The sequence below is a fragment of the Streptomyces sp. NBC_01451 genome (assembly GCF_036227485.1).
In the GTDB taxonomy this organism is placed as follows: domain Bacteria; phylum Actinomycetota; class Actinomycetes; order Streptomycetales; family Streptomycetaceae; genus Streptomyces.
Genome location: NZ_CP109479.1, coordinates 6,333,055 through 6,349,611 on the forward strand (window position 1 = coordinate 6,333,055; position 16,557 = coordinate 6,349,611).

19 protein-coding genes are annotated in these 16,557 nt (G+C 71.9%); 12 read left to right on the forward strand and 7 right to left on the reverse strand.

Annotated features, from left to right (window positions below; all coding sequences use genetic code 11):
• The 6 genes from OG595_RS27840 to OG595_RS27865 are packed head-to-tail and all read right to left on the reverse strand — an operon-like array spanning position 1 to position 7,678.
• Entirely contained in the window at positions 1-801 is an 801-nt protein-coding gene (locus OG595_RS27840; protein WP_443073152.1) for a polysaccharide deacetylase family protein, read from the reverse strand.
• The gene (gene murJ, locus OG595_RS27845) at positions 737-2,533 is read right to left on the reverse strand and encodes a murein biosynthesis integral membrane protein MurJ (RefSeq protein WP_329276669.1); all 1,797 of its coding nucleotides are present in this window, start codon (positions 2,531-2,533) and stop codon (positions 737-739) included. The genes OG595_RS27840 and murJ overlap by 65 nt, the downstream gene beginning before the upstream one ends.
• Complete coding sequence (locus tag OG595_RS27850; protein WP_443073365.1) at positions 2,530-3,858, reverse strand: O-antigen ligase family protein; 1,329 nt, start codon at positions 3,856-3,858, stop codon at positions 2,530-2,532. Before OG595_RS27850 ends, murJ begins: the two co-directional genes overlap by 4 nt.
• Before the next feature lie 23 nt (positions 3,859-3,881).
• Positions 3,882-5,330 carry a sugar transferase gene (locus OG595_RS27855; protein ID WP_329276671.1) on the reverse strand — a complete coding sequence of 483 codons (1,449 nt, stop codon included), beginning with the start codon at positions 5,328-5,330 and terminating at the stop codon, positions 3,882-3,884.
• The gene (locus OG595_RS27860) at positions 5,327-6,508 is read right to left on the reverse strand and encodes a glycosyltransferase (protein ID WP_329276673.1); all 1,182 of its coding nucleotides are present in this window, start codon (positions 6,506-6,508) and stop codon (positions 5,327-5,329) included. The genes OG595_RS27855 and OG595_RS27860 overlap by 4 nt, the downstream gene beginning before the upstream one ends.
• Positions 6,509-6,553: 45 nt before the next feature.
• On the reverse strand, positions 6,554-7,678 hold the full coding sequence (locus tag OG595_RS27865) for a DUF3344 domain-containing protein (RefSeq protein WP_329276674.1): 1,125 nt from the start codon (positions 7,676-7,678) through the stop codon (positions 6,554-6,556).
• A gap of 369 nt (positions 7,679-8,047) precedes the next feature.
• Between OG595_RS27865 and OG595_RS27870 the strand changes: the two genes are divergently transcribed.
• The 7 genes from OG595_RS27870 (at position 8,048) to OG595_RS27900 (ending at position 12,739) form a co-directional block, all read left to right on the forward strand.
• Entirely contained in the window at positions 8,048-8,287 is a 240-nt protein-coding gene (locus OG595_RS27870) for a chaplin (RefSeq protein ID WP_006382607.1), read from the forward strand.
• Between the two features lie 274 nt (positions 8,288-8,561).
• On the forward strand, positions 8,562-9,380 hold the full coding sequence (locus OG595_RS27875; protein ID WP_329276677.1) for a hypothetical protein: 819 nt from the start codon (positions 8,562-8,564) through the stop codon (positions 9,378-9,380).
• Positions 9,381-9,609: 229 nt separating this feature from the next.
• Positions 9,610-9,900 (forward strand): hypothetical protein, encoded by a 291-nt coding sequence (locus tag OG595_RS27880; protein WP_329276678.1) that lies wholly within the window; start codon positions 9,610-9,612, stop codon positions 9,898-9,900.
• Between the two features lie 152 nt (positions 9,901-10,052).
• Positions 10,053-10,547 (forward strand): DUF5949 family protein, encoded by a 495-nt coding sequence (locus OG595_RS27885; RefSeq protein ID WP_329276680.1) that lies wholly within the window; start codon positions 10,053-10,055, stop codon positions 10,545-10,547.
• Positions 10,548-10,751: 204 nt separating this feature from the next.
• Positions 10,752-11,261: a hypothetical protein gene (locus OG595_RS27890; RefSeq protein ID WP_329276682.1), complete on the forward strand. Its 510-nt coding sequence runs from the start codon at positions 10,752-10,754 to the stop codon at positions 11,259-11,261.
• A gap of 145 nt (positions 11,262-11,406) precedes the next feature.
• Positions 11,407-11,886, forward strand: a complete 480-nt coding sequence (locus tag OG595_RS27895; protein ID WP_329283252.1) for a tyrosinase family oxidase copper chaperone — start codon at positions 11,407-11,409, stop codon at positions 11,884-11,886.
• Complete coding sequence (locus OG595_RS27900; RefSeq protein WP_329276684.1) at positions 11,870-12,739, forward strand: tyrosinase family protein; 870 nt, start codon at positions 11,870-11,872, stop codon at positions 12,737-12,739. Before OG595_RS27895 ends, OG595_RS27900 begins: the two co-directional genes overlap by 17 nt.
• Positions 12,740-12,840: 101 nt before the next feature.
• On the opposite strand, the gene OG595_RS27905 is transcribed toward OG595_RS27900, so the two are convergent.
• On the reverse strand, positions 12,841-13,125 hold the full coding sequence (locus OG595_RS27905) for a chaplin (protein WP_443073153.1): 285 nt from the start codon (positions 13,123-13,125) through the stop codon (positions 12,841-12,843).
• A gap of 206 nt (positions 13,126-13,331) precedes the next feature.
• On the opposite strand from OG595_RS27905, the gene OG595_RS27910 reads away from it, so the two are divergent.
• From OG595_RS27910 to OG595_RS27930, 5 genes are all read left to right on the forward strand, one after another.
• Positions 13,332-13,664, forward strand: a complete 333-nt coding sequence (locus OG595_RS27910; RefSeq protein ID WP_443073154.1) for a DUF2087 domain-containing protein — start codon at positions 13,332-13,334, stop codon at positions 13,662-13,664.
• Between the two features lie 349 nt (positions 13,665-14,013).
• On the forward strand, positions 14,014-15,213 hold the full coding sequence (locus tag OG595_RS27915; RefSeq protein ID WP_329276686.1) for an ATP-binding protein: 1,200 nt from the start codon (positions 14,014-14,016) through the stop codon (positions 15,211-15,213).
• Complete coding sequence (locus OG595_RS27920) at positions 15,210-15,611, forward strand: roadblock/LC7 domain-containing protein (RefSeq protein ID WP_164313030.1); 402 nt, start codon at positions 15,210-15,212, stop codon at positions 15,609-15,611. The genes OG595_RS27915 and OG595_RS27920 overlap by 4 nt, the downstream gene beginning before the upstream one ends.
• Complete coding sequence (locus OG595_RS27925; RefSeq protein WP_105973206.1) at positions 15,608-15,988, forward strand: DUF742 domain-containing protein; 381 nt, start codon at positions 15,608-15,610, stop codon at positions 15,986-15,988. Before OG595_RS27920 ends, OG595_RS27925 begins: the two co-directional genes overlap by 4 nt.
• Positions 15,963-16,553 (forward strand): GTP-binding protein, encoded by a 591-nt coding sequence (locus OG595_RS27930; RefSeq protein ID WP_329276691.1) that lies wholly within the window; start codon positions 15,963-15,965, stop codon positions 16,551-16,553. Before OG595_RS27925 ends, OG595_RS27930 begins: the two co-directional genes overlap by 26 nt.
• Positions 16,554-16,557: the final 4 nt, after the last annotated feature.

The following is a 16,557-nucleotide window of genomic DNA, read 5'->3' on the forward strand; positions in this document are numbered from 1 at the left end:
TCACGCCCCCTCGACCGGCCGGCGCCGCAGCCGGTGCAGCCGGTACTTGAGTTGCAGGCGTACGGGGGTGTCGTTCTCGCCGATGTGGACGCGGGGGAGGACATGGACGCCGTTGAGCGGGCCCGGGTCGATCGCGCAGCCGTATCCGTAACCGGCCGCCTTCACGGCGTCGGCCGCCCGCTGGTCGACGGTCCCGTACGGATAGCAGAACCCCTCGACCGGAGCACCGCTCAACTCCGAGAGCACCGCTCTGCTTTCGGCGACCTCGGCGTGCAGCAGCTCGTCGTCCGCCTTCGTCAGATCGACGTGCGTCAGTCCGTGCGAGCCGATCTCCACCCCGGCCCCGGCGGCGGCACGGATGCCCTCCGCCGTCAGCAGTGGCTTGCGCGGGCCCAGCGGATCCCACGCGTTCTCCCCGCCGAGCCGCCCCGGCAGCACGAACAGGGTCGCGCCGCACTGCCAACGCTCCAGCACCGGAAGGGCGTTGGTGAGGAAGTCGGCGTACCCGTCGTCGAAGGTGAGCCCGACGAGCCCGCGCCCCGCGCCCCGGGAACGGGCGGCGAGCAGCTCGGCCACGCCCACACCGCGCAGCCCGCGCCGGTGCAGCCACCGCAACTGGGCGTCGAGGCGCTCCGGCGTGACCGTGACGCGGTACGGGTCGTCCGAGCAGTCGCCCACCGAGTGGTACATCGCCACCCAGGGCACGGAACCCGGGCGAGGGGCTCTTCGGCCACGGTCAGCGGACCCGGTCGCGGCGGCGGGGACGGGGGCGGGCGTGGGAGCGGGCGCGCTTGCGGGCATGCGGAAGCCTTCGGGTCATGGAGCGTACGGAACTGAGTGCGAGGACGAAGCTCTGCACGGCCTGGGCCCGCATGAGCCGGCCGAGCAGGAAGTAGACGACGGTGACGGTCGCCGTACCGGCGGCGAGTCCCGTCAGGGGCCCGTCGATCCGGCTGGTCACGAACGCCCCCGCGGCCGTCGCGCACACCGCGGCGCGCACCGGCTTGCTCAGCTCGGCCAGCACCTGACGGGTCCGGATGGGCACACTGCGCGGGCCCATGCCGTACAGCAGCAGGGCGGCCGACAGGGTGATCCCGGCGGCGTTGGCGGCGGCGATCCCGCACACCCCCCACGGGCCGACCGTCCACGCGCCGATCCACGAGGTCGCGACGATGCCCGCGGCCATCGCGGCCAGCGGATACCAGGTCGGCCGGTTCGAGGAGAAGTACGACCGGACGAGCGCGCCGACCAGCGTGTGCCCGAGCAGCCCGACCGCGTACACACGCATCACGGTGGCCGTCGCCTCGGTGTCCCGGGAGGTGAACGCGCCCCGCTGGAAGAGGAGTTCGATGACCTGCGGCGCACAGGCGATCACCGAGGCCGCGCCGAGCAGCACCACCCACGCGGCCAGCGCGATGTCCCGCTCCACCCGGCTGCGGGCCCGCTCGGTGTCGCCCTCCGCGATGGCCTGCGCGACCACCGGGAAGGTGACCGTGCACAGCATCAGCGACAGCGTCATCGGGATCTGCGCCACCTTCTGCGCGTAGTTCAGGTGCGAGATGGCCCCGGCGGGGAGGGTGGAGGCGAGGAAACGCTCGATGAGCACCTGCGACTGCCGGGTCAGCGCGAACAGCAGCACGGGCGCGACGAGCGCGAACGCCATCGGCGCGGCGGACGTCTCCTCCACCACGATCTCGTCCGGCACGGCCGACCGGCGCCGCCGCAACTGCCTCAGAACAGAAGGGAGTTGGGTTACGACCATCAAGGCGCCGCCCACCGCGACCCCGGCCGCCGCCGAGCGCACCCCCCAGCGCCCGCCCAGCACGAACATCGCCGTGATGATGCCGGTGTTGTAGGCCACGTAGATCGCCGCCGGGGCCAGGAACCGCCGGTGCGCGCGCAGGGCCGCGCTGCAGTACCCGGCGAGGCCGAAGCTGAGGACGCAGGTGGCGGTGAGGCGGGTGCAGTCGATGGCGAGCGACGGGTCGGGCAGACCGGGGGCGAGTGCCTCGACCAGGTAGGGAGCGGTGGCGATCAGCAGCGCGCCGACCGCCGTGAACGCCAGCGCCAGCCGGGGCAGCGTCGTGGCGACCAGCGCCCGCACCGGATCGCCCGGGGCACCCTGGGCGCGGCGGGCCAGCGCCATGCTGAACGCCGGGATCAGGACGAAGGCCAGCCCGTCCTCGATGAGCAGCGTCGCCGCGAACTCCGGCACGGTCCACGCGACCAGGAAGGCGTCCGTGTCACTGCCGGCCCCGAACAGCCGGGCCAGCGACTGGTCCCGGACCAGCCCGAGCAGCGCGCCCGCGACCGAGAGGACGGCCGTGACGAGCGTGGCCTTGGCGAGGAACTTCCGGGATACGGGGGCGAGTTCGGCGGGATCGCCACCGGCGTTGTCGGCATGGCCGGCGTTGCCGTCGTCGTGTTCCCCCTCGTCTCCGCTTCCCGGTCCCTTCGCGACCGGTGCGGCGGCGCGTGCCGCGGGCAGCGTCACCCTGGTCTCTCCCTCTGTCCGAGGAGGCGTCGCGTTCATCGCGCCGAGGCCTCGGGCATGTCGTCGCCGCCGACGAGGGCCCACCAGGCGACGAGCCCGAAGGCGACGGCGGTCAGTACGGTCGCGGGCCCGCCGATGTCGGCGTACAGGAAGTCGATCAGCTGCCAGATCAGCAGCCCGCAGGCGGCGAGAGCGCAGTCCAGGCCGCCGGACGCCGACCGCCGGGCCCGCACCAGCCCCCGCAGGCCGCACGCCAGCAGTGCCAGCCAGCTGCCGCCGAGGGCCAGCAGCCCGACGAGGCCCTGCTCGCTCAGCACCAGCAGGTACATGTTGTGCGGGGAAAGCAGCGGCTGTTTGCGGAAGGCGGCGCCCGCTCCCTCCGTGTCGCTGCCGGAGGACAGGGCCAACGAGGCGTGTCCGTCCCGGTGTTCGGGGAAACCCTTCAACCCGACTCCGGTGAGCGGGTGTTCGCGCCACATGTCGGTCGCCGCCGCCCACATCGTGTACCGGTCGGTGACCGACTGGTCCGGGGCGTCGGTGACCTGGCCGATGCTGCTGATCCGCTCCTGGAGCATCGCCGAACCGAGGCCGAGGCCGCCGACCAGGATCACCGCCGAGGCGGTCACCACCGCGGCCACCTTCAGCGCGCGCCGCATCCCGGCCAGCATCAGCTGCAGCGCGCAGGCCGCCGCCGTGGCGATCCAGGCGCCCCGGCTGAAGGAGACGGCGAGCGGGGCGAGGAGCACCAGGGTGCACCCGGCGGCGACGGCCCGCTGCCGGGCGGCGGTCGCCCCGAGGGCCAGCCCCAGCGCGCACATCAGCCCGAAGGCCACCACGGTCGCCATGCCCATCACGTCGGCGGGCCCGAAGGTGCCCACCGCCCGGATCTCCTCGCCCTGGTAGGAGGCACCGGTCCCGGTCGCGAACTGGTGCACCCCGACCGCCCCCTGGAACAGGGCGAACCCGACGAACGCCCAGGCCAGCATCCGGAAGTCGCGCCGGTTCCGGACCAGCAGCAGCACGGACGCCGGGACCAGCACGAAGATCTGGAGGTAGCGCCCCAGGCCCCCGATCCCGGCCGCGGGCGAGGACGCCCCGACGGCCGCGACGGCCAGCCCGACCACCGGCATCCCGAGCACCACGGCGGCCGTCCGGGACAGGGGGCGCCGCCGCTCCCGTACGACCCGGATCGCGCAGTGGAGGACCACCAGCCCGGAGACGGCGTCGGCCGGGGTCGCGCCGCCGTCGGTGCCCTGCGCGGCCGGCAGTGCGAGCAGGGCGATCACCAGGATCACGGGCAGGAGCGGAGCGAAGGACGCGACGTGTCCGACGTACGGGAAGGGCTGTCGGCGCGGCAACGTCAGCGTGGGGCTGTGGCTCACTGCGCTCAGCTTCCTGTCGGGCGGACGAGCGTGGCGGCGGTGCGCAGCAGGATGCAGATGTCCTGCCACAGCGACCAGTTGTCGATGTAGGCGTTGTCGAACCGGCAGCGGTCCTCGATCGAGGTGTCGCCGCGCAGCCCGTGGATCTGGGCGAGCCCGGTGATCCCGGTCTGCATCCGGTGGCGGGCCGCGTAGCCGGGGTAGGTCTGGCTGAACTTGCCCACGAAGTAAGGGCGTTCGGGCCTCGGTCCGACCAGGCTCATGTCGCCCCAGAGGACGTTCCACAGCTGGAGGAGCTCGTCCAGCGAGGTGCGGCGCAGGAGGCGGCAGAACCAGTTCATGCGCTGCTCGTCGGCGACGCTCCAGCGGGTCGCCGACTCCATCTCGTCGACCGGGCGGTGGGTGCGGAACTTGAGGAGGGTGAAGGGGCGCCCGTCCAGGCCGATGCGTTCCTGCCTGAAGACCACGCCCCGTCCGCCGGTCAGCCGCAGCACCACCGCGCAGAGCAGCAGCAGCGGCGACACCAGCAGGAGCAGGGTGCCCGAGACCAGGACGTCGAGCAGCCGCTTGCCGAGGCTGCCCGGCCGGTCCGGCACCATCGCGAGCCGCCGGCAGGAGAACCCGGCGAGCCGTTCGGCGCTCTCGTACGAGGGCGACTCGGCGTCGATCTCCCACACCGTGCAGCCCGACTCCGCCAACGCCCGCAGCAGCGGCCCCTGTTCGGCCCGTACGGAGGGATGGACGGCGAGCACGGTCCGGACGCCGTTCTGGATCAGCGCCCGCTGGACCTCCTCGCCGGTGGTCAGCACGGGCAGGCCCGCCCCGCCGTCCGGATGGTCGGTGACGAGCCCCACCGGCCGTACCCCGCACGCCGGGTGGCGCAGGAACGCGGCGGCCACGCGCCGCGCGGTGCCGGCCGGGCCGATGACGAGGGCCGTGTGCGGGCGGCGCAGCAGCGCCCGGCGCCGCCGCCAGTGGACGGTCGCGCGGCCCGCCGCGCTGGCCGACGCCTGTAGCGCGCAGCCCAGGACGATGGTCCGCGCGGACAGCGCGTCGGCGGACGCGTACGCCCCGATGACGGCGGCCAGGGTCAGCCAGCCCATCGCGATCCGGCCGCAGACGGCGGGCAGTTCGTCGAGGAACGCGGGCACGGAATCGGGCCGGTAGAGCGAGGCGCGCGTGTTCAGCACGACCACACCGAGCAGCAGCGCGCCGACGAGGACGGGGTGCCGCTGGGGCTCGGTCAGTGCCAGGACGCCGAGCAGGGCGGCGACGCTGTCGACGGCGAGCAGCGGCAGCGGGGAGGCAGGCCGGGGCGCGGGGCGCCGCCCGGCCGGGAATCTGAAGCCGCCCGCCGACCCGCGGTGCGGGATGACCGAGACGGCCGACACTGACGAGAATCCGTGCTCCCGAGGCCCTCCGCCGGGGGAGGGGACGGTACTTTCCGCAGTCACGAGTGGATGGACTCCCTGTACTCGGCGCGCACGGGCCGCACGGCGTGCGCGGTGATCAGCTCGCGGTACACGCCCGCGACGGCCTCGGCACAGTGCCGTACGTCGTGCGCGGACAGGACGTGCCGGCGTCCCAGTTGCCCCAGCGACTCACGCAGCGGGGGGTCGAGCAGCAGTTCGGAGACGGTCCCGGCCAGTGCGGCCGGGTTCTCGGCCGGCACCAGACAGCGCGGGGCGAGAGCGGCGGGCAGACTCTCCCGCCCGCCGTCCACGTCGGTGACGACCACCGGCCGCCCGCAGCCCATCGCCTCCAGCGGCGCCAGCGCCATGCCCTCCCACCGCGAGGGCAGGACGACCAGATCGGCGGCCCGGTACCAGGGGACGGCATCGGTGACGGCCCCCGCGAACAGCACGGAGTCGGGGGCGAGATCCCGCAGCCGCCGCGCTTCCGGACCGTCCCCGACGAGCACCAGCCGCGCCCCCGGCACCCGCCGCGCGACCTCGTCCCACGCCCGGAGCAGCACGTCCTGCCCCTTCTGCCGGCACAGCCGCCCCACACACACGACCAGCGGGGCGGCCGGATCGACCTCCGCGAGCAGCGGAATCCCGGCCCGTACGGAGTCCACGGGAGCCGGGCGGAAGCGCTCCGTGTCGATCCCGTTCGGGATCACCCGCCACTGCCCGGCGATCCCGGCACGCACCCCGGTCGCCCGTTCGGCGTCGCTCACACACACCACGCGGGAGGCCCAACGCGCTCCCCACCGCTCCCACTTGAGCGCCAGCGCGGCGGTGGGCCCGCCGACCGCCTCGAACGACCAGGCGTGCGGCTGGAACACCGTAGCCACCCGCCCGCGTACCGCCAGCCGGGCGGCGAGCCCGGCCTTCGCGCTGTGCGCGTGCACGACATCCGGCCGCACCGCCCCGATCACCCGCCGAAGCCGCCGCACCTCCCCGACGAGCGAGGGCCCCGGCGAGCGGGTCGCCTGCCAGGGGTGCACGTCGGCGCCGAGCGCACGCAGCCGCGCGGCGAGGTCACCGCCGTCCGGGCAGGCGACCGTGACGTGCAGACCGGCGGCGAGCTGGGCCCGCGCCAGGTCCGTCACGACCCGGGGCGCCCCGCCGTCCACCGGCTGGGTGACGTGCAGGACCCGTGGCCCTGGGTCCGGTGCGATCAGTTGCATGCGCGGTTTCCTCGCTCACGGGTGGCGGTGCCGGACGCACCTCGGCTACTGCCGGGCGTCGACGGCCACGAAAAGTGCGCCGGCCCACGCCGCGTCCCGCTGGCAAACGAGCCGGAAGGCCAGCTGGTCACCACCGCGCCGCAGCGCCGTACCCAGTTCGAACACGTCGGAGTCGTAGCCGAGGGTGTTCGCGTAGGCCGGAACACGCTCCGAGACGGCTCCGCCGATCGTGGAATTCAGCACGTCGCCGAGGGGGTTGGCCGCGTCTCCCAGCGCGGTCGTGCGCCCTGCGGCGGACACCGTCAGGGAGTCTCCGGCGCTGCCGCGGTCCCCGTTGTAGGCGACCAGGCCCGCGCGCCCGTTCGCGCCCGCCGGGAACTTCAGTTCGGCCGATCGGACCAACGTGCCATCACCCTTTCGGTCCCCCAGCGCGTCGAATCCGTCCCACAGGACGAGGTGCCGCAGCGGCTCCGCCGCGTTCTCGTACGCCACGACCAGCGTCCAGCCGCCCCACGCCCCGGCTGCCGACCTCCCCATGGCCACATTGACCTGCGCGACCGTGTACAGCCCCGAACCGCTGTCCCGGACGAGCTCGGTGACATCGGCGGAGGCCTGGAACGCGTCGGCGCCGTGCGCCACCCGGTGCCCGACGACCGAGTCCGCGAGCAGCTCCTTGTACTGGCCGCCGGGCTCGGCGATCAGCACCCGCCCGTTGTCCTTCGGCGGCTTCTGCTCCCCGACCTTGAGGTTTCCGCCCCAGTACAGCCGCGCGTACGAGACCTTGCCGCCCTGCGGCACCCGGACCTCCGCGCGACTGGAGTTGTACGTGTTCGGGTCGCTGTCGACGTCGACGTAGAACATGTCCAGGTCGCCGTTGACCGCCGCCCTGGCGCCGCCCGTTGCCGGCACCAGGCGCTCGCCCCTGCGGATGCCCGCGCAGGTCCCGAGGGTGGCGCGGCAGCTGATGGACGCGTTGGCCGCGCGGACGATCCCGCCGTGCTGGAGGGCGCGGTACCGCTGGGTGAACGCGAGGCGCTCCGACTCCTTGCCGGGTTCCCGGCCGACGGGCGGCGCGGCGGTCGCCGCCGTACCTCCCGGAGTCCAGATCGCGGCGAGGGCAAAGACGCCCACCATCGCACGGCGCAGCGGAAGACCCGGGGAAACAGACATGACCGGCGTTGCCCTTTCGGGGAAAGGTCGGGGAAAAGTCGGGAGCAGGTTGAGAAAGGGGTCGTGGACCGATGGACGGAAAATCTGGAGACCTCTTCTGTGCCGCGGACGCCCCGGCCTGTTTCGCGCGACGGATTCGGGGTGGCGGTCGACCTTTTGGGCGGCTCCGGGGCGGCTGGCAGAAGGTGAGTCACTCTAGCCGCTATGCGTATTTATTGGTGATTCATGGCGACTGTGTCGTAATCGTGCAGCCGAGCGATTCGAGAGATCACCCCATTGGCGGCACAACCCGGGCGCGTGCCACGCGTTGACACAGCGCCGGGCATCCCCGCCCGGCTGTTTGTGACAACTCCCAAGGAGCACTTCTCCATGTCGCGTATCGCGAAGGGCCTCGCCCTTTCCACCGTTGCCGTCGCCGCCGTGGCGGGTACCGCCGGTGTCGCCGCCGCCGACAGCGACGCGCACGGCGCCGCTGCCCACTCCCCGGGCGTCCTGTCGGGCAACGTCCTGCAGGTCCCGGTCCACGTTCCGGTCAACGTCTGCGGCAACACCGTCAACGTCATCGGTCTGCTGAACCCCGCGTTCGGCAACACCTGCGTCAACGACTGACATCGGTCGACGCCGACCCTTCCGCCGGCCGCTCTCCTTTCCAGGGAGGGCGGCCGGTTCGCGTTTCCTGCGTTTGCCCCGAATGGCGGGCCGGGCGGCCAACTCGCCGGGCGGGCCTCGATACATGCCCTCACCAGTGATGACGTGCGGGACGCGGCCGACGGGCCGTCACTTCGCGCGCGTGACCGGTTGCGGGGGGCAACGGTGGATCTGACGGTGGATCCGACAGCGGACAAACGTCCGACACACCACCGCACCACCGGAAGGAACCTCCATGCGTGCTCTGCCCGCACGGCGTCTCGCGTCCACCGCACTCTGCGCCACCCTCCTGCTCGGAATAGGCGCACCGGCCGCCCTGGCGGCGGACGGCGACGCGGTCCGCGAGCGCGGCCACGCGGCTTCACAGGCGCCCGTCCCCAACGCCGACGCGCTCCTCGCGCAGGTGAAGTCGCTGGGCGACCTGGGCGGCGTACTGAAACCCGTCACCGATCTGCTGACCGCCGTACTCAAGGCGGACAACGGCCAGCTGCCGCTGGACGAGGCGACGAAGCTGGTCGACGCCGTGAAGTCGGCCATCGCCGCGGCCACGGCAGCGGCACCCGCACCCGCCACTCCGCCGGTGGCACTGCCGGTGACCCCGGAGGTCCCGGCTGCTCCGGCACTGCCGACCACTCCGGCACTGCCGACGACGCCGGCACTGCCGACCACTCCGGCACTGCCGACGACGCCGGCACTGCCCACGACCCCGGCTCTCCCGACGGCGCCCGCGCTGCCGCCCGCGCCCGCTCTCCCGTTGAGCCTCAAGGACGGCAAGGCGGGCAAGGGTCCGCTCGACATCAAGGGGGACGCGCTCGCCGCGCTGCAGAAGTCGGTGGACACGCTGCTCACGGCGGTCACGTCGGGCGATGCCGCGAACGTCGTCCCGGCCGTCACCGGCGTGCTGACGAGCCTCGTCGGTTTCGTCGCCGCCACCCTGCTCGGCGGCGGGCTGCCGGCGCCTGACCTGGCGGGCCTGCCGCCGCTGCCGAAGCTCCCGGCGGAGGTGCCACCGCTGCCGGTCCCGGTTCCGCCCCTGCCGTTGCCGGCCCGCTAGGGAAGCCCTCCCGGTCGTCGTGCCGACCCCTCCCGGTCGGTACGACGGCCGTTCCTTTGTTTGTGCGTCCATTTCTTTAGTGCGTCAATCCTTTGAAACGCATTCCGTGTTCCGGATGCACCTGGGCCGCAGAAATTTCTGCGTACGTGGTTTCCGCCGAGACGGGGGCTCGTTAGGCACGGCGACAGAATTCCCTCTGGTGACATGAGTTGCCGAAGAAAGGAACACGATGAAGTCCCTGAAGGCTGCCGCTGTTGTTGCCGGGTCCCTGGTCATCGCCGGAGCCGCCGCGCCCGCGTTCGCCTACGACTCCGCCGACCTCACGCCCACCAGCCTCAACGGCGCTGTCGACACCCTCGCCAAGGGCCCCCTCGACGTGGAGCAACTGCAGCCGCTCCAGCACCAGTCGAACGCGCTCGACACCGAGAACAAGGATTCGGTGCTCAACACGGTGAAGGGTGCGACGACCGCCCTCAACTCGAACGGTGGGCTGCTCGGCGGCCTCCCCCTCCAGGGCTGACACGGGTGTCGAAAGGACCGATTCCGCCGCGCGGAATCGGTCCTTCGTGCTGTTCGAGTACCGTCCCTCTTTCGTGTGTATACCGGCGGGAAATCCCCCGGTCGAGTGAGAATGCGGCCGGACGCCCAAAATCCCGTCGATAAGGTTTCGCGGTGACCTCAACCTCAAGCGAAACGCGCCCTTTCCGCATCGCCGACCTGGGCACGCTCGTCGTGATGGCCTGGAGCGGTGAGGCCCCCGACGGCGACATGCCCTACCTTCTCGCCTACTCCCTCGGGGACGGCGAGGGCGGCCCGGAGGCCTCGGCCGTCGCCGTCGAGCTGCTTCTCGCCAACACCGGTCTGCCGGTCGGCGGCGACATCATCGACGGCTCCACCCGCCCGAGCCTGCCGGTCAGCCTGCTCGTCGAGGCCGGCTCGGCCGTCGTCAACATGCCGCAGCTCAACGCCCAGTGCACCCCGCCCCCGGAGTGGCTCACCGCGGTCGCCGAACGGGGCTTCGCCTACCTGGTGTTCACCACCCGCGCCTGGCCCGAGGCCCAGCCCGGCAAGCCCATCGAGCCGGAGGCGCTGGCCGCCTTCGCGGGCGCCGAGGAGACCCTGACCGCGGCGGCCCACGTGATCCTCCCGGCCCGCAGCCTGCGCTGACCGCCGAGCCGGCGGCCGAAGGGCGGGCGGTGAAGTCCGGTGCCCGGACGGACGGGCGGGTCGGCCGTCCGGGCCGGTCCGCCCGTCCGGGCTGATCGGACGACTAATGCCCCACACGGGGGAATCTTGAGCTGATGCGGTTCTCAGGATCGTTACGCGATACGGACGAACACCCCCCGATTCCTGAAAAGGACCGTATCTGTCATGAAGTCGACCACTCGAATCCTTGCCGCCGCTGTCCTCACCGGCGTGGCGGCGGCGGTGGGCTCCGCGGCCCCCGCCGTCGCGGCCGACACGGTCCCCGTCCCCGTACCGCTGGACGGCGTCGAGAAGTCCCTCAACCTGAGCCTGCCCAAGGTCGGCGGCGAGCTGCCCCTGCTGACGCCGGGCGTGCCGGAGGGGCCGCGGTACGTCGAGGGGCGGATGATCCCGGACAGCGCGCTGCCGCAGGTGCCGATGGGCGCCGCGCTGCCCGGTCTGTCGGCCGAGACGCCGCTGCCGCAGCTGCTCGGGAAGGGCTTCGACGAGGCCGCCGTCAGTGTCCCCGCGGCCGACCTGCGGACCCTGACCCCCGGTCTGTCCGTGGACACCCCGATGACCACGTCGAACCCCGACGTGTTCGGCCTGCCGACGCTCAAGGAGCCGCAGGCCGCCGTGCTCACCCCGTTGCTGCAGACGGCCCCCACGGGCGTCCTGGGACTCGGCTCGCTGTAGTCCGGGCAGTCACGGGACCTGACGAACCGGACCCTCTGGGGCCTGGGGTGACACCCGGGCCCGGTCACCGCCCGGTCACCGGGCTGTCGCCGTCACCGCACGAGCCGAACCAGGAGATGGGGAGAGAGTGTTGTTCGTCAGGAAAGTGCCGCGGGGGCCGGAAGGCCCCCGTCCCCGTCCCCGTGGTCCCCGTCCCTGCTCCGGTACGCGGCGGGACGCGCTGCGCGCCCTGTGCGTGTCGGCCCTCGCCCTGGCAGTGGTCCCGGTCGTCGCCGCCGCGTGGCCCCGGCGGGATCGGGACGGCGACGAGGCGACGTCGTTCGACGAGACGTACCGGGGCCGCCGGCTGCGCGGCATGAAGGCCGACGCCGGGCACGCGGATCACCTCGACCACATGGCGCAGGCGATGCGGGCACCCGGTGACGTGCGGTGGCACGTCACCGTGGACGGGCGGCCCCTGCATCTCATGCGGCGCGCGGACGGGACGTATCTGAGCATGGTCGACCACTACCGCTCGTACCCCACGGCCCTGGAGGCGGCCCGCGCGGCCGTCGACGAGCTGGGGCCCGGGCGGCGGCTGACGGTCGGCGGCGGGGGAGAGGGCGGTCGTGGCGTACACGCGTAAGGACGTCAGCACGCTGACGCGTTCCGAGCGGCGGCGGTTCGTCGGCGCGCTGATGGAGGTCAAACGGCGGGGCGAGTACGACGAGTTCGTGCGCACGCACATCGAGTACTACGTCTCCGACGGCGAGAAGGGGCTGCGTACGGCCCACATGGCGCCGTCCTTCCTGCCCTGGCACCGGCAGTTCCTGCTGGACCTGGAGCAGGCGTTGCAGCGCGTGGACCCGTCGGTGACGCTGCCGTACTGGGACTGGACCCGGGACCGTACGACGGCCGGTGCGCCCTGGAGCGAGGATCTGCTCGGTGGCACCGGGCGCCCCTTCGACCAGCGGGTCATGACCGGGCCCTTCGCCTACGACCACGGTGACTGGACCATCAGGGAGAGCGTCACCGACGGCGACTTCCTCACCCGGGACCTCGGCCGCTCCCGTGAGCCGCTCACACTGCCGACCCGGCAGGACCTGGACTCGGCCCTCGACGACCCCGTCTACGACGTGTCGCCGTGGAACTCGACGTCCGCGAGGGGGTTCCGCAACAGGCTCGAAGGGTGGGGGAGCGGGCGGGGTCCGGCCTCGTGGCGCAACCACAACCGCGTCCACCGCTGGGTCGGCGGGCACATGGTCGGCGGTGCCTCCGTCAACGACCCCGTCTTCTGGCTGCACCACGCCTTCGTCGACCTGTGCTGGTCGCGCTGGCAGCAGCGGCACGGCGCCGGGGCCCGCTATCTGCCCGACCGGCCGCCGCGGTTCGGCGACGCGCAGCGCGGCCGGGTCGTCGCCCGGCACGAGACGCTGCCGCCGTGGGACCTGACGCCGGACCAGCTGGAGGACCACAGCGGCATCTACCGCTACGCGTAACGGCGTACGGGCACGGCCGAGGGCAGGGAGCGCGGGCAGGGACATGGAAGAGCCCCGACGGTGGAACCGTCGGGGCTCTTCCGGTGCTTGCGTGCGACGGATCAGCTGCCGTAGCCGCCGGGGCCGGGGTTGCCGTGGTCGCTGTCGCTGACGTTGGCGCAGGTGTTGCCGAAGGCCGGGTTCAGCAGACCGATCACGCTGACCGAGTTCCCGCACACGTTGACGGGCACGTGGACCGGGACCTGCAGGACGTTGCCGGACAGGACGCCGGGCGAGCCGACGGCCTCGCCCATGGCGCCCGCGTCGGCCGTTGCCATACCGGCACCGCCGAGCACCACGGCACCGGTGCCGAGCGCGGCGACGGCTGCCTTCGCGATGCGAGACATCACGTTCTCCTTTGGTTCGATGAGTACGGGCACTCGACTCGCGCCCGCACTTCCCCTACAACGCGCCCGCTCACGCCTGGTAACGGCGTTCGGCCGGGCGTCACCCTTTTCGAAGAGCCGTCAGGGCAACGTTCGGGGGCGCGGTCGGGAAAAGGTGACGGGAAAAGTGGTGGGACACCGCCCGCGCACGGGTTAGCCTCGCGGTCATGGCATCCGACCGAGCCGAGCAGAACGAGCGGCAGCAGATCGAGAACGTGTTGCGGACCTTCGTACGGGAGGACGGTCGGCTCGTGCGGCTGCCCGCCCGCTGGAGCCGGAGGCTGATCGTGCTCCGGCACATCGCCGACGAGACCTTCGAGCCCGGCGTCGAGTACGCGGAGCGGCTCGTCGACGAGCGGCTGCGGGTGTGGTGCGAGGGCGCGAGCCGTATCGACCATGTGACGCTGCGCCGGTATCTGGTGGACCTGAACCACCTGCGGCGCGGTGGAGGCGTCTACTGGCGGCCCGCAGAGGCCGATTCCGGCGCCCAGGCCGCCTGAGGCACACGTACGCGAAGGCCCGTTCCCCGGACGCAGGGGAGCGGGCCTTCGCGTGTCCGGGGGGTGTCGGGGCCTCAACCGCGGTGGGCCCGTTCGCGAATCCTGTGTGAAGGTCTCCAACTCGGCTTAAGCGGAACCATTTTGACGCTCTCTTGACTGCTAAGATCATCCCACTTTCAGTAGGCTGAGGCGCGCCACGCGCACGGGGGCAGTCTCTAAGAGCCCCATCGCGAAGGAGTGGCTGAGTTGGTCCGCCGGTAAGGTACGCCACCGGGCGAGGCCCGAGTTCCAGGCCAGGGCCCATCGGACTGCAACTGCTCCTGTCGCAAGGCGACTTGAAGAGAGTCTCATGACGTCATTGATCCAGGATCCACTGCTGTGGATCTTGCTCGTGGTCCTGGTCGCTGCGGTCGTCGCAGTGATGCGGGCCCGGAGAACCAACATGGCGCTCCGCAGGAAGAACAGTGACCTGCAGAGCACCCGTGAAGCCGTACAGAGTGAACGCGACCGCCTCTATGCGGAATACACCCAACTGAACGCACAGCACGCGGGCGATCTGGCGGCGGTGCGAAAGGACGCGGAGGAGGACACCAAGGCCGTCCTGAAGTCGGCCATGCGGACGCTTCAGGTGCTCGCCGACGAACAGCAGCTCATCATCGAGAAGTCGCAGCGCCGCTACGGCGACGACGAACAGGTCCTCGGCGACCTGATGATGATCGACCACACCAACAGCCAGTTCGGCCGGCGCGCACAGGGCATCGCGGTGCTCTGCGGCGGCTGGCTCGGCCGGCGCGAGTCCACCGCCTCCGTGTACGACGTCGCCCGCAGCGCCCAGGGCCGCATCAAGCACTTCGACCGCGTCACCATCAACACCCAGGTGAACGTCACGGTGGCCAGCCGGGCCGTCGAGCCCATCGCGGTGGTCCTCGCCGAACTGCTGGCCAACGCCACCAACTACAGCGCGCCCGGCACCCGCGTCGACATCAACATCCAGGCCGTACCCACCGGTGTCTGCCTGATCGTCGACGACGCCGGCCTCGGTATGAACACGGAGGAGAAGGCGCGGGCCTCCGTCCTGCTCTCCCCGCAGGCACCGGTCGACATCACGAGCCTCGGCGACCCGCCGAAGTTCGGCTTCGCCGTGTCCGGGATGCTCGCCACCCGGTACGGCTTCAAGGTCTCGGTCGATTCGGTGTCCCCCTACGGCGGCGTACGGGCGGTGATTCTCTTGCCAGAGAACCTGTTGACGACGGACGTTCCCGAGCCCGAGGGCGGGGCCGCCAAGGCCGAACCCCGGGCCGAGGTACCGGCCGCCCCGCAGCGGCTGACCCCGGTGTCCACCCCCGGCGGACCGCCCCGTCCGATCGGGACGACGGCCGGCGGCCTGCCCAAGCGGCGACGGCGCGGCAGCCCGGTCGCGGTGGTGCCACCGCCGCCGGAGCCGGCGGAGCACAACAACGAGGTGACGGCCTCACGTATCGGTGCGTTCCAGCGCGGAACGCTGCTCGGGCGGGACACGACGACCATGGAAGGACCACAGGACCAGTGAATCCCGATCTGTCGTGGGTGCTGAACGACGTGCTGCAGGTGCGCGGCGCCCGTCACGCGATCCTCGTCTCGGCCGACGGCCTGCTGCTGGAACGGTCCAGTGACATCGACCGCGACGCGGCCGAGACCAACGCCGCCGCGATGAGCTCGATGCAGTCCCTCAGCCGGGCCGTCGCCCCCTTCGTGGGCTTCGGACTCGGTCTGTGGAAGCAGACGCTGATCGAGTACGACGGCGGCTGGATCTTCCTCATCGCCGCGGGCAGCGGCGCCTACCTCGCCGTGTCGGCCGCGCTGGACGTCGACATGGAGGCCATGTCGTTCCGGATGCAGCAGCAGGTGGGGGCGCTCGGCAAGGCGATGACCACCCCGCCGCGTCAGAACGCCGGTGCGGAAGCATGAACGCCCACGGCGAGGAAGCTCCGGTCACGGTCACCAGCGACTTCGTCCGCTCGTACGTCATCACGGGCGGGCGGCGGCTGCCGACCGCCGACGACCTGTCCCTGCACACCCTGGTCACCCTGGCTCCGGACCGTGAACTGCCGCTCGGCGCCAGTCCCGAGGTCCGGGCCATCTGGGACCTGTGCGGCGGCGGGTACCTCTCCGTCGCGGAGGTCGCCGCGCACCTGTCGCTGCCGGTTGGCGTGGCCCGACTCCTGCTGACCGATTTATTCGAACAGGGTCATCTCCTGCGCCGTGCCGCGCCCCCACGCGCCCAGTCCGTCGACAGAGGAATCATCGAAAAGGTGCTGCATGGACTCGAATCCCTCTACGGCTGAGACGATCTACGTCTCAGACGCGGTCACCACCACCGCGAAGATCCTTGTCGTAGGGCACTTCGCCGTGGGCAAGACCACGTACATCGGTTCGCTGTCGGAGATCGCCCCGCTGCGCACCGAGGAGAAGATGACCCAGGCGTCCGCGCACGTGGACGACCTGAAGGGCGCGCCGGACAAGGTGACGACCACGGTCGCGCTGGACTTCGGCCGGCTCACGCTGAGCGAGGAACTGGTGCTGTACCTGTTCGGCACGCCCGGACAGCAGCGCTTCATGCAGCTGTGGGAGGACATGGCCCGCGGCGCGCTCGGAGCACTGCTCCTGGTCGACCCGTCCCGGCTGGCTGAAACGTTTCCGGTGATCGACCTGGTCGAGAAGTACGGCCTGGAGTACGCCATCGCCGTCAACACCTTCGACGCGAAGGCCGAGTTCGACGAGGACGAGATCCGTGAGGCCCTCGACCTGCTGCCCGACACCCCGGTCGTCTACTGCGACGCCCGGGACCAGACGTCCTCGGCGAGGGCCCTGATCGCCCTCGTCCAGCACCTGCTCACCCGCGCGGCCTGAGCCC